Source organism: Streptomyces sp. cg40 (assembly GCF_050320165.1).
Taxonomy (GTDB): Bacteria; Actinomycetota; Actinomycetes; order Streptomycetales; family Streptomycetaceae; genus Streptomyces; species Streptomyces hokutonensis.
On the sequence record NZ_CP190128.1, the window covers coordinates 1,538,653 to 1,561,378 of the forward strand.

16 protein-coding genes and 1 tRNA gene are annotated in these 22,726 nt (G+C 71.2%); 1 reads left to right on the forward strand and 16 read right to left on the reverse strand.

Annotated features, from left to right (window positions below):
• Positions 1-3 precede the first annotated feature (3 nt).
• The 16 genes from ACQHII_RS06850 to ACQHII_RS06925 form a co-directional block, all read right to left on the reverse strand.
• Positions 4-651, reverse strand: coding sequence for a PIG-L deacetylase family protein (locus ACQHII_RS06850; RefSeq protein WP_427918390.1), 648 nt, complete (start codon positions 649-651; stop codon positions 4-6).
• A complete protein-coding gene (locus ACQHII_RS06855) occupies positions 648-1,442 on the reverse strand; it encodes a sugar phosphate nucleotidyltransferase (protein ID WP_427918391.1) in 795 nt (264 codons plus the stop codon). The genes ACQHII_RS06850 and ACQHII_RS06855 overlap by 4 nt, the downstream gene beginning before the upstream one ends.
• Positions 1,439-2,692, reverse strand: coding sequence for a class I SAM-dependent methyltransferase (locus tag ACQHII_RS06860; RefSeq protein WP_427918392.1), 1,254 nt, complete (start codon positions 2,690-2,692; stop codon positions 1,439-1,441). The genes ACQHII_RS06855 and ACQHII_RS06860 overlap by 4 nt, the downstream gene beginning before the upstream one ends.
• A complete protein-coding gene (locus ACQHII_RS06865; RefSeq protein WP_427918393.1) occupies positions 2,689-3,930 on the reverse strand; it encodes a glycosyltransferase family 4 protein in 1,242 nt (413 codons plus the stop codon). Before ACQHII_RS06865 ends, ACQHII_RS06860 begins: the two co-directional genes overlap by 4 nt.
• Positions 3,931-3,932: 2 nt before the next feature.
• A complete protein-coding gene (locus tag ACQHII_RS06870; protein ID WP_427918394.1) occupies positions 3,933-5,270 on the reverse strand; it encodes an O-antigen ligase domain-containing protein in 1,338 nt (445 codons plus the stop codon).
• Between the two features lies 1 nt (position 5,271).
• The gene (locus tag ACQHII_RS06875) at positions 5,272-6,807 is read right to left on the reverse strand and encodes a right-handed parallel beta-helix repeat-containing protein (protein WP_427925244.1); all 1,536 of its coding nucleotides are present in this window, start codon (positions 6,805-6,807) and stop codon (positions 5,272-5,274) included.
• Complete coding sequence (locus tag ACQHII_RS06880; RefSeq protein WP_427918395.1) at positions 6,804-8,771, reverse strand: alginate lyase family protein; 1,968 nt, start codon at positions 8,769-8,771, stop codon at positions 6,804-6,806. The genes ACQHII_RS06875 and ACQHII_RS06880 overlap by 4 nt, the downstream gene beginning before the upstream one ends.
• A complete protein-coding gene (locus ACQHII_RS06885; protein ID WP_427918396.1) occupies positions 8,768-10,957 on the reverse strand; it encodes a bi-domain-containing oxidoreductase in 2,190 nt (729 codons plus the stop codon). Before ACQHII_RS06885 ends, ACQHII_RS06880 begins: the two co-directional genes overlap by 4 nt.
• A 15-nt stretch (positions 10,958-10,972) precedes the next feature.
• Positions 10,973-12,907 (reverse strand): asparagine synthase (glutamine-hydrolyzing), encoded by a 1,935-nt coding sequence (asnB, locus tag ACQHII_RS06890; RefSeq protein WP_427918397.1) that lies wholly within the window; start codon positions 12,905-12,907, stop codon positions 10,973-10,975.
• 2 nt (positions 12,908-12,909) lie between these two features.
• A complete protein-coding gene (locus ACQHII_RS06895; RefSeq protein ID WP_427918398.1) occupies positions 12,910-14,430 on the reverse strand; it encodes a Wzz/FepE/Etk N-terminal domain-containing protein in 1,521 nt (506 codons plus the stop codon).
• On the reverse strand, positions 14,427-15,797 hold the full coding sequence (locus ACQHII_RS06900; protein ID WP_427918399.1) for a Wzz/FepE/Etk N-terminal domain-containing protein: 1,371 nt from the start codon (positions 15,795-15,797) through the stop codon (positions 14,427-14,429). Before ACQHII_RS06900 ends, ACQHII_RS06895 begins: the two co-directional genes overlap by 4 nt.
• Positions 15,794-17,059, reverse strand: a complete 1,266-nt coding sequence (locus ACQHII_RS06905; protein WP_427918400.1) for a glycosyltransferase family 4 protein — start codon at positions 17,057-17,059, stop codon at positions 15,794-15,796. The genes ACQHII_RS06900 and ACQHII_RS06905 overlap by 4 nt, the downstream gene beginning before the upstream one ends.
• Complete coding sequence (locus tag ACQHII_RS06910) at positions 17,049-18,365, reverse strand: nucleotide sugar dehydrogenase (RefSeq protein WP_427918401.1); 1,317 nt, start codon at positions 18,363-18,365, stop codon at positions 17,049-17,051. The genes ACQHII_RS06905 and ACQHII_RS06910 overlap by 11 nt, the downstream gene beginning before the upstream one ends.
• Before the next feature lie 70 nt (positions 18,366-18,435).
• Positions 18,436-19,935 carry a sugar transferase gene (locus ACQHII_RS06915; protein WP_427918402.1) on the reverse strand — a complete coding sequence of 500 codons (1,500 nt, stop codon included), beginning with the start codon at positions 19,933-19,935 and terminating at the stop codon, positions 18,436-18,438.
• A gap of 785 nt (positions 19,936-20,720) precedes the next feature.
• Positions 20,721-21,674, reverse strand: coding sequence for an ornithine cyclodeaminase family protein (locus ACQHII_RS06920; RefSeq protein WP_427918403.1), 954 nt, complete (start codon positions 21,672-21,674; stop codon positions 20,721-20,723).
• 103 nt (positions 21,675-21,777) lie between these two features.
• Positions 21,778-21,851, reverse strand: a tRNA-Pro gene (locus ACQHII_RS06925).
• A gap of 158 nt (positions 21,852-22,009) precedes the next feature.
• Here ACQHII_RS06925 and ACQHII_RS06930 point away from each other — a divergent pair.
• Positions 22,010-22,717 (forward strand): transketolase, encoded by a 708-nt coding sequence (locus ACQHII_RS06930; RefSeq protein ID WP_427918404.1) that lies wholly within the window; start codon positions 22,010-22,012, stop codon positions 22,715-22,717.
• The last annotated feature ends 9 nt before the right edge of the window (positions 22,718-22,726 follow it).

Below are 22,726 nucleotides of genomic sequence, written 5' to 3' on the forward strand. Positions count from 1 at the left end.
TGTTCAACCCCCCAGGTTGAGCGTGAGTTTGGTGACGGCGAAGGCCTCGGCGTAGCGCGCGTGGCATTCGATACCGCGGATCCGGGCGAGGCCGAGGAAGGCCTCGCGGTCGTACCACGGGCGGTGCCGCTGCGAGGGGTAGTGCTCCTGCAGCAGCCGTACCTTCTCTTCGGCGGTCTCGGTCTCCAGCGGCTGGTAGGCCGCCGGCCGGCCGAGGTCGCCGTCCCACTTGACGATCTCGTAGCCGAGCACGAGGTGGTCACGGAACGCCGTGGTCATCAGTTGCGCCAGGCCGCGGTGGTCCTGGTGGGCGTCGTCGGTGCGGGGCGCGAGGACCAGTTCGGGCTCGGTCTGCGCGCGGAGTTCCTCGACGGCGGCCTTGGCCTCCTCCCAGTGCGCGGGGAGGCGGCCGTCCGGGAGTTTGTGCACGGTCAGGCGCAGGTCGGCGCCCGGGCAGAAGGCGGTGAGCGCGGCCTGTTCCTCCTGCTCGCGCTCGCTGCCGCCGCCGGAGAGCACCAGCGCGTCGACGCGGATGCCGGGGCGCGCCTGACAGAGCGTCAGCAGGGTGCCGCCGGCGCCGATGGCGATGTCGTCGCAGTGGGCGCCGACGACGACGATCCGGTCGAGCGGACCGGCTCCGAGCCTGATCACGCACGCACCCCCGCGCTGTCCCTCTCCCACAAGGCCCACGGGCGGTCGCCCCGGGTGTAGGACTCGTCGAGCGCGGCCCGCTCCTTGACCGTGTCGGTCGGCTTCCAGAAGCCGCGGTGCTGGTGTGCCACCAGCCGCCCCTGCTTGGCCAGTTGGGCACAGCCGTCGGCGACCAGGTCACCGTTCTCCGGTATGTGGTCGAAGACCTCCTGGCGGAGCACGAAGTAGCCGCCGTTCTCCCACAGCGGCATGTCGCTCACCGCGGTGATGCCGCCCACCAGTCCGTCCTCGCCCAACTCCACGCAGTGGAAGGAGGATTGGGGCGGTACGACCATCATCGACGCGCCCGCGTCGCGCTGGGCGAACCTGTCGATCATCTCCGGAAGCGGGGCGTCGGTGAGGACGTCGGCGTAGTTGGCGAGGAACATCTCGTCGCCGTCGAGGTGGTGGCGCACTCGGCGCAGCCGCTCCCCGATGGGCGACTCGATGCCGGTCTGCGCGAAGGTGATCGTCCAGTCGGCGATGTCGGTGGAGAGCAACTCGGTCCGGCCGCCGCGCAGGACGAAGTCGTTGGACACCGTCTCCTCGTAGTTGAGGAAGAAGTCCTTGATGTGGTGGGCGCCGTAGCCGAGGCAGAGGATGAACTCCTTGTGCCCGAAGTGCGCGTAGTAGCGCATGACATGCCAGATCAGGGGTCTCGGTCCGACCATCGCCATGGGCTTGGGGACGTCGTCGGAGGTTCCGTTGCGCATGCGCATCCCGTAACCGCCGCAGAACAGGACGACCTTCATGCTGTGACCTCTTTCGACCGCTCGACCTCGACGATGCTCAGTTCGGGGATGGGGAAGACGAGCCGGCCGCCCCACTCGTGGACGTAGGCGAGTTGCTCGACCAGTTCGGCCCGCAGGTTCCACGGAAGGACGAGGACGTAGTCCGGCTTGTCCGCGGCGATCTGCTCGGGCGGCAGGATCGGGATGCGGGTGCCGGGGGTGAACCGGCCGTGCTTGTACGGATTGCGGTCGACCGTGTACGCGAGCAGGTCGGGGCGGATGCCGCAGTGGTTGAGCAGGGTGTTGCCCTTGCCGGGGGCGCCGTAGCCGACCACGGTCTCGCCGCGCTCGGCCGCGTCGATGAGGAACCGGAGCAGGTCCCGGCGCACCTTGGCGACCCGGGCGGAGAACTCGGTGTAACCGGCCAACTCCTGGAGCCCGGCCGCCTTTTCGCGGGCCAGTACGTCGGCCACCCGCTGCGAGGGCTCCCCCGCGACCTCGGCCGGGCGGGACCACAGGCGGATGGAGCCGCCGTGCGTGGGCAGCAACTCGACGTCCACGAGCGTGAGTCCGCCGCTGGCGAGGGCCCGGATCGCGGAGGCGACCGTGTAGTACTGGAAGTGTTCGTGGTAGATCGTGTCGTACTGGTTGTCCTCGATCAGGGTCAGCAGGTGCTGCACCTCGATGGAGACCCAGCCGTCGTCGGCGACCAGGGCGCGCAGGCCCTGGGTGAAGCCGACCACGTCGGGGATGTGCGCGTACACGTTGTTGGCGACGACCAGGTTTGCCGGGCCGTGCTCGGCGCGGACGGCCGCGCCGGTCTCGGGGCTCAGGAAGTCGGTGAACGTGGGCACGCCCGCCTCGCGCGCGGCGGCGCCGACGTTGACCGAGGGCTCGATGCCCAGGCAGCGGATCCCCCGGTCCACCACGTGCCGCAGCAGGTAGCCGTCGTTGCTCGCGACCTCGACCACGAAGGAGTCGGAGTCGAGGCCGAGGCGGTCCACCGCGCCGTCGACGAAGGTGCGCGCGTGCTCCACCCAGGAGGTCGAGAAGGAGGAGAAGTACGCGTACTCCTTGAACGTCTCCTCCGGCGTGATCAGCGGCGGTATCTGCGCCAGCCAGCAGTCGGTGCAGACCCGCAGATGGAGCGGGTACGCCGGTTCCGGCAGGTCCAGTTGGTCCGCGGCGAGAAAGCTCTCACACGGCGGTGTCGCCCCCAGGTCGACGACGCTCGCCGTCGCTTCCGAGCCGCAGAGTCGGCATCGTGTCATGTGCTCTCCCCATCCCCCCTGCCCGCGTGGGTGTCCCCACCGCGAGCCAGTGCTGACCGCCCCGCGATCGCGGTGCGGTACTCCTCCAGCAGGCGCTCCAGGCCGACGGCCGGGCTGAATCCCTGCTCGTAGCGGTGCCGGGCCGCCTGCCCCATCTCCCGGTTGCGGTCCGGGTCGTTCGCGATCCGGCGGATTCCGGCCGCGAGCGAGGCGGCGTCGCCCGGCGTGTGCAGCAGCCCGGTGACACCGTCGTCGACGAGTTCGACGAAGGCGCCGTGCCCTGCGGCGACGGTCGGCACCCCGGCCGCCATCGCCTCCACGACCACCAGGCCGAACGCCTCCAGCCAGGTCGAGGGCGCGATCACGGCGACCGACCGCGCGATGGCCTTGCGGCACTCCGCCGGGTCCAGCAGGCCGACGTAGCGCACGTCGTCCCGGCCGGCCGCCCAGGCGACGACCTCTTTCTCCAGCGGCCCGGTGCCGGCGATCGCGAGCGGGACGCCCACGCCGCCGCCGGCCGCGACCTCGTCCCACGCGGCCATGAGCAGCCGTACGCCCTTGGCCTCCGCGAGCCGGCCGAGGTAGAGCAGTTGCTCGCCCCCGCCCTCGCGGCGGATGTCGGGTTCGGGGACGAAGTTGTGCTTCACCGCGAGGCGTTCGGCCGGCATGCCGGAGGTCACCAGGACGTCGCGCTGCGCGGCGGAGATGCACAGGAAGCGCTCGACGCCGGTCCACCAGCGCTTCCGGTTGGCCGAGAGGCTGACCGCGAGCGGCACGGTCGCGAGGCTGGAGTTGCGGTAGCAGCCGTGCCGGACCGCGGGCAGCGGGGTCGAGCCGACGCACTCGGTGCACGGGCGGCCGTCCCGCTGGAGGGTGCCGGGCGGGCAGACCTGGGTGTAGTTGTGCAGCGTGGCGACGGCGGGCACCGAGGCGTCGGCGCAGGCGGCGAGGACCGCGGGCGACAGGAGCGGGAACACGTTGTGGACGTGCACCACGTCCGGCCGCTCGGCGCGCAGCTTGGCGGCCAGCTCCTTGCGCACGGCCGGGTTCCACGGCACCAGGAGCGGCACCGCGGCTTTGCCGAGGAGGGAGCGTCCGCCGATGTCGTCGCTGCGCCGCTCGAACAGCTCGACCCGGTGGCCGGCCGCGCGCAGCAGCTCCACCTCCTGGTCGACGACGTTGTTCTCCCCGCTCGGCTGCGCCGAGTTGTAGCGGTTGTGCACCACGAGGACGTGCATGCTCAGTTCGCCTCCGATCCACGGGCCCAGCGCGGGACGTGCCGCCGAGCGGCGTCGGGCTTCGCGAAGGTCTTCGAGAGGGGCTTCGCGAGCGGCTTCCCGAGCTGCGTCGGGAGCGGAGCGGCCTGGGCGGGTGCCGCCAGCAGCGAGGCGGCCAGGGCCAGATGGAGCAGATACGGCGAGGCGTCGCCGAGGCCGGCCTCGGTGTACGAGGCGATCGCGCAGTAGCTGATCAGGAAGATCGCGCAGGCCCGCTGCAAGGACGGCGGGCGCAGCAGCGCGACACCGCCCAGCACGACGATGATGATCGCGACGAGGGTGACACCGATCAGGCCCTGCTCGTTGTAGACGGCCAGCCAGCTGTTGTCGATCGGCAGCCCGCCGAAGGACTTGTCGCCGAGGCCCACACCGAAGAGCTGCTGCGCGGTGGACCGGGGCTCGGCCAGCAGGGCGTTCCAGACCTTGGCCCGGCCGGTGAGGCTGGAGAAGTTCTCCTGGCTCTGGCCGCGCAGGAACCAGGTCTGGAGAGCGGAGGCGAAGCCGACCGCGGCCACCACGGAGATCAGCACCGACCAGCTGAAGAAGCGGCGGGCCGCGGCGCTGGTCAGGATGAGCGAGCCGATCGCCAGCGACAGCCCGAGCAGCAGGCCGAGCGTGGCCGTCCGGGTGTGGGTCAGCGCGAGCAGCACCAGCGACGGCACGATGACCAGCACGGCGCTGGTCCGGTCGGTCCGCTTGCCGATGACGAGCAGCGCGGTGAGCCCGATGATGACCGCCGCGTACTGCCCGATCTGCGGCGGGGTGAGCGGCCACAGCGCGCCGACGAGACGTCCGCCGTAGAGGTCGGGCAGGGCCTTGCCCGGGGAGACGACCAGGCCGAGGGCGACCGAGCCGAGGACCGCGAAGTAGGCCCGGATGTGGTACCGGACGAACGTCAGGCTGCCGTCCCACCAGCGGCTGAGGAGCCACAGCGTGCCGACGAAGAGCGTCAGCCGGAAGCAGCGGAACAGCGCGCCCATCCCGGACTCCAGGCTCGCGCTGGAGATCACGCTGGACACCAGCAGCAGGCTGAGCAGCAGCACGTAGGCGCTGGGCCGGATGCGTACCCGCTGGTTGACCAGGAGTGCCAGGCCGAACGCGGCGACCAGCGAGCCCATGGTGACCATCTGGATGAGGGAGCGGGGCAGCGGGACGATGGTCTTCGCCCCGGCGGAGCCGAGCGTGTTGAGGACCAGCAGCCCCCAGACGATCCCGACGATCTTCGGTGTGCCGGCCGGACGCGGCTCGGTCGCGGGCAGCGTTCCGACCGTGTCCGGTCCGCGTGTCGAGTCCTCGCTCATCTCAACCACCTGCCTGGAGGTCGAGGGTGCTGCCCTTGTCCTGCTGGTACGGCGCCGTCTGCCACTGCACGAAGTCGAGCACCTTGCTCTGGTCCTCGGCGACGAACTTCCACGGCCCGACGTAGACGTTGTCGTGCCAACTGTTGTGCTGGTTCTCGGTGATGGCGTCGGCCACCCCTTCGCCGTGGTACGGCGACCAGTCCGGGTAGGTGCCGTAGTTGGACAGCACCGCCATGCGGTCGCACATCTCCGTGCACTTGACGACGGACTCGTCCAGCACGAAGCGGTTGTCGTGGATGTCCACCCACTGGGTCTTCCACCGGCAGTCCGAGTACAGCGGCGCCTTGGTGATCGCCGGTCGTACACAGCTGCTGGTCTTCTTCACCAGCAGGGTGCAGTCACCGGATGAGGTGTTGGCCGGGCTGTTGCAGAACCGGTCGGCGTTCTCCCACAGGGTGATCCCGGACCAGTTGTTCTCCAGCACGTTCCCGTAGATCTCGATCTTGTGGGTGCGGGCCTTGACCCGCGGTTCGCCGCCGGACTCGGACAGATAGATCGTCGCGTACGGGAAGTTGTCGCCGCTGTCGGCGGCCTTGCGGCCCTCGACCCAGTTGTTGCGCCGGATCGTGTTGTCGCGGATGACCGCGTTGTAGCTCGTCTCGTAGATCAGTGCGGCACCGTCGTTGGCCTCGATCACGTTGTTCTCGATGAGGAAGTCGTTGTTGTTGGTGTCCGCCCACAGCCCGGTGCCACGGTTGTCGTGCACCCAGTTCCCGCTGATGTCGGCGCCGTTGACCTCCCAGAACTTGATGCCTCCGGTGCAGCCGCAGCCCTTCTGCTTCCGCTCCCAGTCACCGGTGTTGTTGCCGGTGATCTCGTTGCCCTGGACGACCAGGCCGGTGAGGGGTCCGTTGCCCTTGTAGGCGTTCATGCCGTACTGGCCGTTGTCGCGCAGGCAGTCGGCACGGACCTGCTGGCGGGCACCGGCCATCAGTCCGGCGCCGGAGTTGTCCTTGATCGTCGAGTGCTCGATGACCCATCCGTCGGCCGAGTCGTGGTTGACGACGCCCTCGTCCTGCGGTGCGACGAATCCCTGCACGGTGAGATAGCTGATGGTGACGTCGGCGGCGTTGCCGGTGAAGGCGTACTGGTTGACCTTCCGGCCGTCGAACACGGCGCCCGGCGCGCCGATGTAGCGGTCCCCCTTCTTGGGGATGACCTGGGCGTAGCGGTCCCGCTCAAGGCGGTGGGTGCCCGGCTTGAGCCAGAACGTGGTGTTCGGGGGGCTCTTCTTGGTCTTCGCCGCCAGGTCGCCGACCACCTTGGGGTCCACGGTGACCGCGCCCGCGGGCGCCTTCGCCGGTCCGGCGGCGGGGTTGGCGCACACCCGGGCCACGGACCGGGCGGCGGACGTGGCCGTGGACGGGGCGGCGTGCGGCTTCGTCGCGGCCGGGGCGCTCGACGTGCTGTCGCAGCCGGTGACCGTCAGGAGGAGCAGCGCCAGCGGTACGACCGCCGGCGCCCAGTGCCGTCTCATGTGGCCCACGCGCCCCCCTGGCCGCGGAACCCGAGCACGGTGGTGAAGCCGTCCGTGCCGTCTGAGGAGCCGGTGCCGATCAGCGTGGTGGTGGGTTCCTTGCGTCCGAATCCGGCGGAGTACCAGCCCAGCGGCGGTTCGCTCTCGCCGCGGTGCGCCCGCCAGGACAACTGCTCCGGCAGGTCGAGCACGGCGGAACGCCCCTCGCCGTCCCGGATCCAGGTGAGCACCGCGCGGTGCCCCACCAGGTCCGCGGCGACCGCCGGTCCGAGGTGGAACGCCAGCCGCACGTCCCGGCGCGGGCCGCGCACCTCGTCGACGATCCTCAACTCCTGGCTCTCGGCCGTGAGTTCCACCCGGCGGCGGTGCACCGAGCCCTGGTAGCCGTCGTGCTCGGCGGCCCAACGGGCCACCCCCGCGCCGGAGTTGTCCACGTCCAGGACGCGGGTGCGGGCATGCCTGGTCCACAGGAACGGGCCGCCGGAGACGGACTGGTCACCGCCGTCCAGTTCCAGGGTGTTGTGCCCGAGGGTCGACCGGAAGTACCGCCGCCACTCGGGCTGCCCGTGGTAGCAGTACGTCCCCGGGTCGGCGAGCACGTCGATGCCGTCGTGCCGGACCTCCACGGACAGCGCGTCCGCGTGGGCGTGCGCGGCGATGGACAGGAAGCCGTGCGGACCGCCGTCGCAGCGGCACCAGATCTCCTCCGGCCCGCGCAGGACGGTGAGCCCCGCGTCGGCGAAGCGGTCGGGCCTGGTCGCCGGGCGGGCGGCCGCGTCCTTCGCGTACGGCCTGATGAGCGCGGCCAGCAGCGGGGTGCGCACGTCGGTGCCGGTGACCGCCGGCCACCAGTCGAGCCGGCCGAACACGGCGTCGCCGGTGGTAAGGAGCGAGCCCCAGCGGTCGGTGCCCTCGCCGTCCAGGATCAGGCCGAAGCCGTCGTCCGCGTCTCCCTGGCGGGGCGGGCGCAGCCGGTTGTCCACCACGGCCGCCAGCGCGTCGGTCATCCGCAGCAGCACCAGCCGGAGCGACTCGGGCACCGGCACGTCGGCGGCGTCGGCCTCGGCGAGCGCGGCCAGGCCGAGTTCCAGGACGAGTCCGTGGTACTCGGTGGCCAGCTCGCGGTTGAGGCCGGAGTCGAAGGTGTTGGCCCGCAGCTCCCGGTCCAGCGAGCGCAGTGCGTCGGAGCGCCAACGCGCCGACGAGGGGAACCAGTTGAAGGCGCAGGCCGCGGCGAACTGTCCGGCGGTCTCGGCGATGACGTGGTTGTTCGCCGAGGAGCCCCGGCTGGGGAAGCCGGCCAGCCAGCGCTGGTGGTGCCAGATCTGGTTCAGCGCGACCGGGTTGTCCTCGAAGAGTTCGGCGGCGCCCGGCCAGCCGTCGAGCAGCCGGCGGACCCACACCCAGGACAGCAGCCGGATGCCGAGCTCGATGCCGCTGATCCAGTGCACGCCCCGCAGCGGCGGGTTGGCCGCCCACCAGGACCGCAGATGCGCGGCGACCCGCTCGGCGTACCGCTCGTCCCCGGTGACCGCGTAGGCGGCGGCGAGGACGGTGAGGTACTGGTGCCGGGACGGCTCCCAGATCTGCTTGATGTCACCGGCCACGTTCTCGTCGCGGTACGGCACGTCGAAGGCGTAGCCCGAGGGGGCCCGGCGCCCGGTCTTCGGGTCGTAGGACCAGTCCGGGTCGGTGAGGTCGTCGCGGTCCACGCCGAAGAACTCGGCGTGCCCGGCCATCAGCCGGTCCGCCTCGGCGACGAGCCGCTTCACGGCGTCCGGCGCCACCTCCGCGACCGTGCCCGCGGGCAGGACGGCGGTGAAGCGGGCGCCGGTGACGGTCGGGCAGTCGGGCGGGGTCGCCCGCCAGCGCCGTCTGCGCACGGTGTCGCCCGCCCGGCCCGCGATCTCGCGCGGGCCCATCCGGGAGAGCCGGCGCAGGTACCAGCCCGCGCTCATGGTCATGGCGTCCTCGCCAACGTGACCGGCGCGCCGCCCGCGAGGCCGGTCCCCACGGCGAGGGTGGCCGCCGTGGTGGCGACCAGCGACTCCAGCGGCACCGGCATGGGTCCGCCGGTCCGAACTGCCTTGATGAACGCGGCGAGTTCGGCGTTCTGCCCCTTGTCCCGGGCCTTGGGCAGCCGCGAACTGACCCACTTCTTGGGGCCGTGGACCGAGGCGCGGACGAAGTCGTCGAGCTTCAGCACCTTGCCGTCCCCGACCAGGTCCAGGGTCTCCTTGGGGAAGCCCGAGGCTCCGGAGGTGACGTAACTGATGGTGGCGGTGGAGCCGTCCGGGTAGCGCAGGACGACCTGGAGGTCCTCGTTGCCGGGCGCGGCCGTCGCGTACACGGAGACCGGGTCGGCGTCGAGGAGCCAGCTCGCCGTGTCGATGAAGTGGCCGCCCTCACCGGCGAACCGCGAGCCCTCGGCGGCCTGTTGGAGGTACCAGCTGCCGTGCTGGAGCTTGCCCGCGTTGACGAGGTAGCGCAGGCTCGCCGGACCGGTCCGGGCGCCGAACCGCTCCTTGGCCTCCGTCAGCAGCGGCGCGAAGCGGCGGTTGAAGCCCACCTGGAGGCGGTCGTTGCCGGACTCCTCCACTGCCGCGAGCACGCCGGCCAGCTCGTCCTCGGTGAGGGCCAGGGGCTTCTCCACGAACACGGTCTTGCCGGCCAGCAGGGCCTGCCGGGTCAGTTCGGCGTGCGAGCTGTGCCGGGTGACGACGAACACGGCGTCCACGGACTTGTCGCCGAGGACGGCGTCGAGGTCGGTGGTCGCCTTGGCGAAGCCGAACTTCCGCTGCGCGTTGGCCCCGGAGAGCGCCGTCGTGGTGACGACCGTCGACAGCTCGACACCCTCGCGCCGGGCCAGGTGCGGCAGCAGCATCGACGTCGCGTAGTTGCCCGCGCCGACGAACGCGAGCCGCACCGGAGTCTTCGCGGACCGGGCCGGGGCGGACGCCTGCTCGCCGCGGCGGACCGCGGGCACGGCCACCGAAGGAGCCTCCGGCTCCCCCGCTTCCTCCGTCTGCTCGGGGTAGCGGAACAGCACGGCGACGGCTTTCAACTCGCCGTCCTTCAGCCGCTGGTACGTCTCCACGGCGTCGTCGAAGTCGGCGATGTGGGAGACCAGCGGCTCCACGTCGACGCGGCCACGGGCGACGAGGTCGAGGAAGCAGGCCAGGTTGCGGCGCTCGGTCCAGCGGACGTAGCCGATCGGGTAGTCGCGGCCCTCCAGCTCGTACGACGGGTCGTAGCGACCGGGGCCGTAGGAGCGCGAGAAGCGGACGTCGAGTTCCTTCTCGTAGTACGCGTTCCACGGCAGGTCGAGGCGGCACTTGCCGATGTCGACGACCCGGCCGCGGTCCCGGGCGAGGCGGGCGGCCAGTTCGACGGGCTGGTTGCTGCCGCCGCCCGCGGCCAGGAACACCTGGTCCACGCCGTGGCCGTCGGTGAGTTCCGCGACGGCCGCCTCCACGGCGGCGGAGGCGGGGTCGCCGCAGGCCGCTGCGCCGAGGCGCTCGGCGAGTTCGCAGCGCGCCGGGTCCGGGTCGGCGCCGACGACGCGGACTCCGGCGGCGGTGAGGAGCTGGACCACCAGTTGCCCGATGAGGCCGAGGCCGATGACGAGGGCGACCTCGCCGAGCTGCGGCTCGCCCTGACGGACGCCCTGCATCGCGATCGAGCCGACCGTGCCGAACGCCGCGTGCTGCGGGGCGAGACCGTCGGGGACCGGGGCGTAGAGGTTCTTCGGCACCCAGTTCAACTCGGCGTGCAGCGCGTGCTCGTTGCCCGCGCAGGCGACCAGGTCGCCGACCTTCACGTCGTCGATCCCGGCGCCGACCTGCTCGACGACCCCGCACAGCGAGTAGCCCAGCGGGGTGTAGGAGTCCAGCTTGCCCATCACCTTGCGGTAGGTGGCGGGCAGTCCGTTGGTGGCCACGCTCTGCATGACCTTGGCCACCTGGTCCGGGCGCGAGCGGGCCTTGCCCAGCATCGACATGCCGGCCTCGGAGACCTTCATGAGCTCGGTGCCGGTGGATATCAGCGAGTAGGCGCTGCGCACCAGCACCCCGCCCGGCTTGCACCCCGGTACCGGAACGTCGAGCACCGCCAGCTCGCCGCTCTTGTAGTTCTGTACAACCTGCTTCACCAGAACTCCTGATTCCTAAGCCGTCGACCGAGTGCTCTGGGCGGAGCCAGAGGTCGCGTCGCGATACCAGTACTCGAGGGTCAGTACGTGCCACAGATGCTTGGAGTAGTCCGCCTGTCCGGCGGCGTCCTCGGCGACCATCCGGGCCAGCGCGTCACGGCGCAGCAGCCCGGACCGGACGAGCTCGCCGTCGTTGACCACCTCGCGCACCAGCGGTGCCAGGTCCCGGCTCATCCAGGCCCGCAGCGGGGCACTGAACAGGCCCTTGGGCCGGTAGACGATCTCCTTGGGCAGGATCGAGGTGGCCGCCTCCTTGAGGACGGCCTTGCCCTGCCGGCCGACGATCTTGCGGTTGCCGGGCACGGCGAACGCCGCCTTGACGACCTCGATGTCGACGTACGGCGTCCGGACCTCGGTGGAGGCGGCCATGCTGGAGCGGTCCGTGTACGTGAGGTTCAGGCCCGGCAGGAACATGCGGGAGTCGGTCAGGCACATGCGGTTGACGAAGTCGTCGAGGTCGTTGTCCTGGTAGACGTCCGTGTGCTCGGTGATCACGTCGTCGACCGTCCCGGCCAGGTCAGGATTGAGCAGCGCGAGTAGCTCGTCCTGGTCGTACATGGTGTAGCTGCGCCGGAACGCGGTCTCCTCCGGCAGACCGGCGAAGGAGAGGAACCGCTTCGCGAAACGCACCGACCGGTAGCCCCGGGTGGCCGAGGCGACCGGCAGCCGGTCCACGACCCCGGACACTCCTCGCCGCAGGGGTCGCGGGACGCGCTGGTAGCGCAGCGCGAGCAGGTTGGCGAAGTGCTTGCGGTACCCCGCGAACAGCTCGTCGGCGCCCATCCCCGAGAGCATCACCTTGACCCCGGCCTCCCGGGCGGCCATGCAGATCAGGTACGTGTTGATGGCGGCGGGGTCGCCGATCGGCTCGTCCAGGCTGTACGTCATCTGCGGCAGCAGATCGAGCACGTTCGGGGCGATCTCGATCTCGTGCAGGTCGACACCGAACTGCTGGGCGACCTGCCGGGCGTAGCGCAGGTCGTCCGGCATCGCCTCGAACTTGGCGTCCTCGGCGCGGAATCCGATCGTGTAGGCGGAGATCCCGGGCTGGTGGCGGGCCGCCAGCGCGGTCAGATAACTGGAGTCGAGGCCACCGGAGAGGAAGGTCGCCACCGGCACGTCGGACATCAGGTGGCGGCGGGTCGACTCCTCGACGATGGCGGCCAGGTCCGGCCGCTCACCGGCCAGGGCGCGGCCTTGGCCCTCGGCGGCGACGTCCTTCAGGTTCCAGAAGCTGCCGCGCTCCACCCGGCCGTCGGGCCGACAGCGCAGCCAGCTGCCCGGCGGCAGCTTCTCCGCCTCGCGGAACGCGCAACGCGAGTCCGGCACCCAGTAGTAGAGCAGGGAGGCCACGAGCGCCGCCTGGTCCACCTCCAGGGACTTGCCGGTCGCGGCGGCGAGCGCCTTGAGCTCGGAGGCGAACATCAGGCCCTCGCCGCGCCGGAGCAGGAACAGCGGCTTGATGCCGAGCTGGTCGCGGACGAGGACCAGGTCGCCGGTGCGCTCGTCGAAGATGCCGAACGCGAACATGCCGCGCAGCCGGGGCAGGCAGTCGGTGCCCCAGCGCCGCCACGCCTCCAGCAGCACCTCGGTGTCGGAGGTGCCGCGGAAGCGCACCCCGGTGGCCTCCAACTCGGCGCGGAGTTCAGGGGCGTTGTACAGCTCGCCGTTGTACGTCAGGGCGAGGCCGTCCGAGACCATCGGCTGGGCGCCGGTCTCGGACAGGTCGACGATGGCCAGTCTGCGGTGCCCGAGCTGCACCTCGCCGTCGCCCAGCGGGTGGCCGTAGCGGCCCGAGCCGTCGGGGCCGCGGTGGGCGAGGGTGTCGGTGAGCCGGTCGGTGACGGCCTTGCCGTCCGGCCATCGGTACGTGCCCGCGATGCCACACACGTCTACCGCACCTCCTGGTCGTTGTCCGGGACCCGTGCGGCCCGTATCGGCTGGCGCTCGGCCAGCCGCCTGCCGGTCGCGTTCTGCCAGGCCGGCGGCTCGGTCCGGCCGCGTAGCGCGTTGGCCAGCCCGTCCCACAGCGTGCCGTCGGTGCGGTCGCGCGGATCGGGGTCGATCAGCACCACACCGACGACCGGGATGCCCTGGTCGGCGAGCTGCCGGGCCACGGTGTGCAGCCAGGAGGCGCTGCCGTGCCCGGCACGGACGACGAGCACGGTGCGGGTGCCGAGGTACTGGAGGTCGGTCCACGCCGTGCCGGGTGCCACCGAGCCGACGCCGATGCGCTGGTCCTGCGGGGACACGGTGGCGGCCCTCTCGCCGCCGACCACGGTGGGGTCTCCCGGTTTCGGGCGGCGGCCCGAGAGCTGGGTGCCGGGGAGGCCGTCGACGACGGTCACCGGACCGTCCTCCCCCAGGGCCCGGGCGAGACCGAGGGCGATCCCGGCCGTGCTGCGGGCGCAGCCGAGTTCCAGCAGCGACAGCGGTTCCGCCGCGCCGCGCGCGGTGCGGGCCAGCGTGGTGGTCAGCCGTTCGCGGGCCACCCGGGTCCGTCGCCGCTGCCACAACCGGCCCGAGCGGCGCGGCAGTTCGGCGATGACCGAGGCGCCGAGGTTCGCCGCGACGTCGCGGCGCAGCACGGGCCGGTCCGCGACCACCACGCCGACCGCGGCGAGCGCGAGCCCGAGGAAGAGCCCGAGGACGAGGCCGACCACGCCGTCGGTGACGAGCGCCTTGGGCAGGGAGTGCGCCACCGCGCGCGGGGCGTCCACGATCTGCGTGCCCGCCACGAGCTGGGGCGCGCCGACCCGTGCTTCCTCGGCGCGCTGCCCGAAGTCGGAGATCTGCGAGGTGAGTTCGGCCCGCCGGGCGAACAGCGACTCCAGGTTCGCCGCGTCCTTGGGGTCGGTGTCGGGCGACCGGCCGCCGATCGACTTGTTGACGTCGGCGAGCTCCGCCTGCATCCGGGCCTGCTGATCGAGCAGGCCCTGGGCGTTGGCGTTCGCGATGTCGTTGATGCGCTTGGCATGGTCGGCGACGAACGCCTCGGCCAGTGCCTTGGCCCGGGCCACCGCTTCGGCGTCGGTCTTGCCCGACACATCGATCTCAAGGACGTTGTTGGTCAGTCCGGTGCCCCGGTAGTCCTTCATGAAGTCCTCGGGTTTCTCCGGGGACTTGAGGATCTTCAGGGCCGCACCGGCGATCCGCGAGGTCGCCAGCAGCTGGGCGTCGGTGCGGATCAGTGTTCCGGTGTCGTTCGGCTGGTCCTCCTGGTGCGCGACCAGCACCTTGGTCACGGCGGCCGGGGCCGGCGGCAGCAGCACCGCCACGGCCGCGCCGGCCAGCAGTCCGAGGAGCGCCATGGCACCCCACAGGCGGCGGCGTCTGCGCACCGCGACCACCAGCGCCTGGAGGTCGAGGAGCGGGGTGGCGGCCGACGACTCCGAAGTCGTGCTCGTCGTCACGCTGAATCTCCTGTCGCGTGGCCGTGTACCGCGAACGTCAATGTGGCGTCGTCGGACAGTCGGTCGGCGGATTTCTCCGTGGGCCGGGTGCGGACCGTGCCGGCGACGACGACGCCGACGAGCTCGTGGCCGCCGTCCGCGCAGGCCTCGGCGATGCCGGTGAGGTCGGCGGCGGTCCAGCTCCCCGCGCTGAGGACGGCGAGGGCACCGGACTCGGTGTCGCGGTCCGGCACGATCGGCCGGTCGACGGAGACCTCCACGACCCGCAGCCGGGGGTCGTTGGTGGCCTCGGCGACGAGCTGTCCGGCGGCCAGCCGGGCGACCTCGTCACCTTCCGGTACGACCACCAGCAGCCGCCGGGGGGCGGGCAGTTGGTCCCGGAGGCGGGCGCACACCCGCCGGTAGCGGAGCCGCCGCTCGGCCTCGTCGCCGGACCGCTGCGGGGCCGGTACGTCCCACCGGACGTCGGTGCCGAGCAGCCGGCGGAGCCGGGCCCGAGAGCCGTGGCTCTCGGGCCGGTGCCCGTGCCGTTCGCCGGGCACGTCGACGGTGCCGAGGAACGGCGAGCCGAGCGCCGCGGCGATCTCCGCTTCGGTGCGCAGCCGGCGGCTCACCCGTGCGGCGGCGAGGTGGCCGACGACCGCGAGCACGAGGAACAGCAGCGCCCCGCCGACGACGAGCTGCATCCTGGTCGGCGCCGCCGCCCCGGCCGGCCGGGGTGCCGGACCCATGACGACCATGTTGGCCTTGGCGCTCGCCGGGTTGGCCTCCTCCAGCTTCTTCATGGCGTCCTGCAGCCCGGTGCGCAGACCCTCCAGCTCGGTGCGGGCCTGCACGCCCTCCACGGTCTGCCCCGGATCGGCCGCCTCGGCCAGGTCGGTGATACGGCGGTTGGTCTCGGCCACCTGCTTGCGCAGCGCCTCGGTCGCCGTGTCCGCCGCGGGGTCGGTGTCGCCGCCCGCGATACGGGTGGCGAAGGTGACGAACTGCTGGGCCAGCTGGTCGGAGAGCCGCTGCGCGCGCTCCGGGGTGTCGGCCGTGCCGGAGACCTTGATGATGTTCCCGTCGTCCGCCTTGGCCGTCACGTCTTTCTGCAGTTCGGTGCCGTTGACGCCCCACTTCAGCGCGGCGGCCGCGCGGTCGACCACCGCCGAACTGGTGGCGATGTCCACCTGGGTGAGCAGTTCGCGCTCTTCCCACTGGCCCGGCAGCAGCACCGATGCCTCTGCCGTGTAGCGCGGCGGGAGCAGCAGCACCGAGGTGCCGTAGCCGAAGAGCGCGCCCACTACGGCGAGGACGGCCAGGAGCCGCCAGCGCCGGCGGAGAATCCGTCCGATCGTGGCCAGACGGATCGTGTCGTCATTCAATGGTGCGGCCTCTTCCCCGTACGGAGCGGCCCACCCGCGGACACCGGGGCTCGGTCCCGGCAGGCGGCGGTGTAGGCGGCGAGCAGTGACGCCTGCGAGTTCTCCCAGGACAGCGGTCCGCCGATCCGCTCCTGGCCGGTCTTCCCCATCCGGGCCCGCTTCTGCGGATCGTCGAGGAGCAGTGCGATCAGCTTCGCGAACTGGGCCTCGTCGTTGGCGGGCGCGTAGACGGCGGCGTCGCCGGCGGAGACGCGCGCCTCCCGGAGGTCGAACGAGACGATCGGCCGTCCCATCGCCATGTACTCCAGGACCTTGTTCATGGTCGACACGTCGTTGAGCGGATTGTGCGGGTCCGGGGAGAGGCACACGTCGGCGGTGCACAGGTAGCGCACCAGGTCGGCGTCCGGGATGCGTCCGGTGAACTGCACCTGGTCGGTCAGACCGAGCTGCCGGGACAGTTCGACCATCGCGTCGAAGGCGTCGCCGGCGCCGACGAAGACCGCGTGCCAGTCGGTGCGGCCGACCTCGTCGCGCAGTTTCGCCAGGGCCCGCAGGGCGTAGTCGACGCCGTCCTGGGGGCCCATCACGCCGAGGTAGCACAGCAGATGGGGCTTGCCGCGCTTCAACTCCGGCTCCGGCGGGACGGGTTGGAAGCGGTCGGTCGCGGGCGCGCTGCGCACCACGAAGACGTCCTCCGGCCGCTTGCCGCCGCGGCTCAGCGCGACGTCCTTGTAGCTCTCGTTGGTGGCGAGCACGATGTCGGCGGCCCGGTAGGTCCGCCGCTCCAGCGCGCACACCGCGCGGTAGAGCAGGTCCTCGCCGCGGTCGAACCGGGAGAGGTACAGCTCGGGCACCAGGTCGTGCTGGTCGAAGACGAAGCGCGCGCCGCGCCGCTTCATCCACAGGGCGGGCAGGAACAGCAGGTCGGGCGGGTTGCAGGCGTGCACCACGTCGACCGGGCCGACCTTGCGGGCCAGCCTGAGCGTGTGCCACAGCGCCGATCCGTACTCCCGCAGATAACCGGCGGGACCTCCGGTGGCCGCGCGCAACGGGTAGCGGTGGATCCGCACCCCGTCGATCACCGCCTCCGCCTCCGTGTCCCGCTTCTCGCCCCGGGGGCAGATGACGTGCACTTCCCAGCCCGCGTCGCGCAGCGTGGTGCACTCCTGCCACACCCGCCGGTCGAAGGGGACCGACAGGTTCTCCACCAGGATCAGTGCGCGACGTCTTGTGCCGTCGCCACTGGTCTCGTTACCAAGCAAGGCCCATGTATCCCGGTTCGGTCCGGCGCGCGTCGGCGTCGGGAAGGCGGATGAGGTCGATGATCGCCGGGTCGCCCGTGTGGGGCAGCGCCGACAGAACGGTCGCGTCCTTGGTGCCCACCAGGCACACCTCGGCGTGGTCCAGCACCTCGTCGACGGAGTCGGCGAGCAGCTGTGCGAGGTGCGGCAGGCGGCTCTCGATGTACTCGCGGTTCGCGCCGAGGAGCCGGGAGAGGCTCACGTTGGCGTCGTAGATCTTGAGGTCGTAGCCCTTGCCGAAGAGCCGTTCCGCGAGTTCGACGAGCGGGCTCTCGCGGAGGTCGTCGGTGCCGGGCTTGAACGAGAGGCCGAACAGGCCCACCTTGCGCCTGCCGCTGCGCTCGACCAGGTCCACCGCGCGCTGGAGGTGGTCGGAGTTGGAGGCGAGCACGTGGGAGAGGATCGGCACCGAGACGTCGGCCCGCTGCGCCGCGTGGACCAGGCTGCGCAGGTCCTTGGGCAGGCAGGAGCCGCCGAAGGCGAAGCCGGGGCGCAGATAGGCGGGGCTGATGTTCAGCTTGCGGTCGGCGAGGAAGACGTCCATCACCTGGTGCGAGTCGACGCCGAGGGCCTGGCACACGGCGCCCAGCTCGTTCGCGAAGCCGATCTTGAGTCCGTGGAAGGCGTTGTCCGCGTACTTGATGGCCTCGGCGGTCGGGATCGGCACCCGGAACACCTCGCCGGGCACGCCGTCGTAGAGCGCCGCCACCGCGTCGCCGCTGGCCGGGTCGAGTTCGCCGATGACGGTCTTCGGCGGGTCGAAGAAGTCCTTGACGCTGGTGCCCTCGCGCAGGAACTCCGGGTTGACCGCGACCCCGAAGTCCACTCCGGCGGTGCCGCCGACGTGCTTCTCCAGGATCGGCACCAGCAGGTTCAGGCAGGTGCCGGGAAGCATGGTGCTGCGGAACACGACGGTCTGCCGTCCGCCCCGCTCGGCGAGCGCGGCACCGATCTCCTCGGTGACCCGCTCCAAGTAGGTGGTGCACAGGCTGCCGTTGGGCTCCGACGGGGTGCCCACGCAGATCAGCGACACCTCGCTGTCCGCGATCGCCTCGCGGACGTCGCGGGTGGCGCGCAGCGCGCCGGTCCGTACGACCTCGGCGATGAGTTCGCCGATACGTTCCTCCACGACCGGGGCCTTGCCGTCGTTGACCAGGTCGACCTTCACCTGGTTGACGTCCACCCCGATGACCTCGTGGCCCATGCTCGCCAGGCACGCGGCCGACACACAGCCCACGTAGCCGAGCCCGAAGACGCTGACTCTCATGACCGCTCTCTCCCCCCACGCAGGCCCCTGCGGCCTGCGGTCCGCGCGCCGGTCGGACGACCCCCGCGCATCAGTAGGCCCCCTGCCCGTGGATCACGGCACGCAAGGTCTTCCACAAGATCACTGTGTCCAGGGCGAGCGACCAGTCCTCCACGTACCGGAGGTCCAGGCGGACGGCCTCCTCCCACGGCAGGTCGCTGCGCCCGCTGATCTGCCACAGGCCGGTGAGCCCGGGCTTGACCAGCAGCCGTCTTCGGATGTCCGGGTCGTACGCGGCGGACTCCTCCGGCAGCGGGGGCCGGGGTCCGACGAGCGACATGGATCCGGTCAGCACGTTGAAGAGCTGCGGGAGTTCGTCGATCGAGTACCGGCGCAGCACCGTGCCGACCCGGGTCACCCGGGGATCGCGGCGGAGCTTGAACAGCAGGCCCGCGCCCTCGTTGCGGTCGGCCAGCTCGGCGCGTGCCCGGTGGGCGTCGGCGACCATGCTGCGGAACTTGAGCATGGTGAACTCGTTGCCGTCCTTGCCGACCCTGCGCTGGCGGTAGAACACGCCGCCCCGGCTGTCCATGAGCACGAACAGCGCGACGAGGATCATCAGCGGCGCGAACACGATCAGCAGGATCGCGGCGCCCAGCCGGTCGACGACTCCCTTGATCGCCCGGCGGCCTCCGGTGAAGGTCGGCATGCTGACCCGCAGCAGGGGTATCCCGAGCACCGCGTCGACGTGCAGCCGCGGGCCGGCCACCTCCATGAGCACGGGGGCGACGATCATCTCGGCGTCGCTGCCTTCGAGGTTCCAGGCCAGCCGCTGCAACCGGTCCGGTGACCAGTGCGGGTCGGGCGTGACCGCGACGACCCGGTAGCCGTCGTGACGGACGTGCTTGGCGACGTCCTCCAGCTGACCGATGACCGGCACGCCGTCCAACTGGTCGCCGTCCAGGCCGCCTTGATCGCCGTCGACGCCGCGGCCGTCCGTCGTGCACACGGCCTCCACGCGCCAGCCGAGGTGCGGGAACTTGCGGGTCCGGCTGATCAGGTCGCGCACGGTCGCCGGGCTCCCGGCGGCGAGCACCGGTCTCAGGCAGCGTCCTTCGTTGCGCTGTTTGTGCAGCCAGAGGCGGAGCACATACCGCTCGGTCATGGTGACGATCGCGATCGCGGGGATCGCGACGAAGATCCAGAGCTTGATGTTGCGCGAGGTCAGAGCGATCCCGCCGAGCGCCAGCACGACCGTCGCCGTGAACAGCGAACGTCCCAACCGACGGAATTCCTCGGCCCCTTGACCGAGTACGGCCGGGGACCACGCGCGGCTCACCGCCAGCGCGCCCAGCACCAGCAGCTGGGTGCCGAACGCGAGAATGCCCCACTTCTCATGCCAGTTGGCCGCGTCCCGGGCCCCGAAGAAGTCACCGATCGACGCCACCACGCAAGCGGTGGCCACGGTGTCGCTGAAGATCACGGTACGTCTGTACCGCTGCTCCCATTCGAGAGCGGGCTGTCCGATCGCCCCGTCCGCCAGACGCCCGCGCGCCGACGGAAAAGGGCCGACTATTCCCCCCTGCCGCACAGAACCCCCCAAGGTCCCCAGTGGTTTGACGTGGTCGCCGCACACTGTTCGTCCCCTGCAGGAGGCCCCCGCCCCCCGCACTGCAGCTCCCCCACGGAAGCTCGCACTCCGCTGTTCCCCCTCGGGAAGTCCGCGCCCCCGGCGCACGACGTCCCGCCCACATCAGATCCTCGCGAACAACCCACCCTGGCAACACCGGACCCGCAGGTCCTGCCAGCCTCTTGAAGCGCACGGGAAACCGTCGCGACTTCGAATGTTCTCCATGCCCCAAGCCCCCCTCGGGCTAACAGAGTTGATCACCCCCACGTCCGGCGCAAGAGCCACAACTGCTGGCCATCCGCATCGCCGGACACATAGATCATCTTTTGTCGCCTGGTGTCACACCGTGCGAAGCAAGGTCAATCTAGACCATGTGTGCCCGCCTGGAGAGAGGTCTGTGTGGAATTTGTGCACAACATTTGACGCCGAGTCGATAGATCTCCGACTGCCCGCAGGTGCGTCGGGGACGCAAAACATGCCCTGCGCCCAGTGACGGCAGGAGTTCTCCGGACCGTTGGCACTGGCAACCCAGGTGCCCTGACACTGATCGACACTGATCGACTGTGCCAGGAAAGGGGAGTTGATCGCTCCGGGTACGGCTGAGGCAGTTGGCGCGAACACGTCGACCCGGCCGTCGCGGACGCGGTCGGCGATTGGCGGGAAATCGACGCAGGCAGCGGAGTCCGCGGCCGTAGGGGCGAGGACGGTCCACTCACCGGGGTCGTGGTGGTTCCGGCCCCGCCGGATCACCTGCCGCGCCGGTGCTGTTCGAGGAGTTCCTCGGCCACCACCAGGTCCTGCCAGGACATTCCCACGCTCTTGAAAACCGCGGTGCGGTCCGGGGGAAGCGTTCGCGTCCCCCTCACCACGTCCGCCATCGGGATCAGCTCGTCGGCGTGGAGGTGGCCTTCGCGAATCGCCAGGACGACGTCGCCGGCCTCGCGCAGCGCCGTCCGTACGTCTTCGACGACGACATGTGCGCGGGCCATCAACGGGCCGTCCAGCTCACGCACTTCGGGCTCGTGGGACCCGACCGCGATCACGACCGCGCCGTCCGCCAGCGGTGCGGAGTCGAACAGCGGGGTACGGGCGCCGGTGGCGCAGACCACGACCTGTGCCCGCCCGAGCCGCGCCGTCACCTCCGATGAGTCCGCGGCGACGACGGTGGCGTGGGGCGGCAACTGCTCGCGGGCCCGTTCGGGGTGGCGCACCACATAGGTGACGTCGGCCAGTTCGACCGGGCCGACGGCCCGGATCGCGTCCACGTGACCGACCGCCTGCGGACCCGCCCCGAACACCACCAGCTCGATCGGCTCGGTGAACCGTGTGAGCAGCGGAGCGGTCGCCGCCATGGAGACGGCCGGTGTCCGGAGGTTCGTCACCGCGATCCCGTCCATGATCGCCCGCAGTTCGAGCGTCCCGGCGGCGAACAGCAGGTAGGCGCCCTGGATCCGGGGCAGTCCGCGGCTCGGATTCCCCGCGGCGAGCGTCACCGTCTTCAGCCCCACGGCGGACGCCCCCGCCGACGGCATGAGCAGCAACTGGCCGCCGGTCACGTCGAGTACGGACCGTTCCAGGTCCTCGCCCGGCTCCAGTCCCGCCCGAAGCGCGCGGGTCAGGGCCGCTGCCGCCTGCTCCCGGGTCAGTGCCCGCTCGACGTCGTCGGCGGAGAGGATCGGAAGGTGCTCAAGGAATGTCATCGCAGGACGAATCCTGCCCCTGGAGGGCCCCGAGATCCCAGAAGTGACCAAAGGGCGGTACCGGATTTCTCCGGAACCGCCCTTTGCCTACGACTCTGCCGAGTCGGGACGACAGGATTTGAACCTGCGACCCCTTGACCCCCAGTCAAGTGCGCTACCAAGCTGCGCCACGTCCCGTTGCCCATCTGACCTGGGGTTTCCCCTGGTCGAACGCGCATGGAAACAATACCGCACTCGCGTCGGTGATCGCGCACGCCTTTATCGGGGGCCGACTTCCGGCCGCCTCCCGGGCCGCGCTTGACCTGAAGTTTGGTTGAGGTTGCACGATCGTCCGCATGACCACCACCACGGAACACAGCCGCCCGTACACGCACGGCGACCTGCACCGGCTCATGGGACTGATGACCGGCGACGAGAAGCACGGTCCGGCGGCGACCTCGACGCTGGACGTGCTGTGGGTGCTCTACGACCGGGTGCTGCGGGTCGGCCCGGAACGCATGGGCGACCCGGAACGGGACCGGTTCCTGCTCTCCAAGGGGCACGGGCCGATGGCGTACTACGCCGTGCTCGCCGCCAAGGGATTCGTCCCGGTGGAGTGGCTCCCGGACTTCGGTTCCTACGACTCCCCGCTCGGCCACCACCCCGACCGGGTGCTGGTGCCGGGCGCCGAGATCGGCAGCGGATCGCTCGGGCACGGGCTGCCGATCGCCGTCGGGACGGCACTGGGACTGCGCGCCCAGGGGCGGACCGAGCCCCGGGTCTGGGTGCTGGTCGGGGACGCCGAACTGGACGAGGGCAGCAACCACGAGGCCATCGCCTTCGCCGGTCCCGCCGGGCTGGACCGGCTGCACACCGTCGTCGTCGACAACTCCTCCGCCACTCACGCCCGGCCCGGCGGCATCGCCGCCCGCTTCGAGGCCGCGGGCTGGTCGACGGTGACGGTCGACGGCCGCGATCACGAAGCGCTGTACGCCGCCTTCACCGCGCCGCATCCGGGCCGGCCGCATGCGGTCGTGGCCCGGGTGGAACCCAAGTCCGCCTGATCGTCCGCC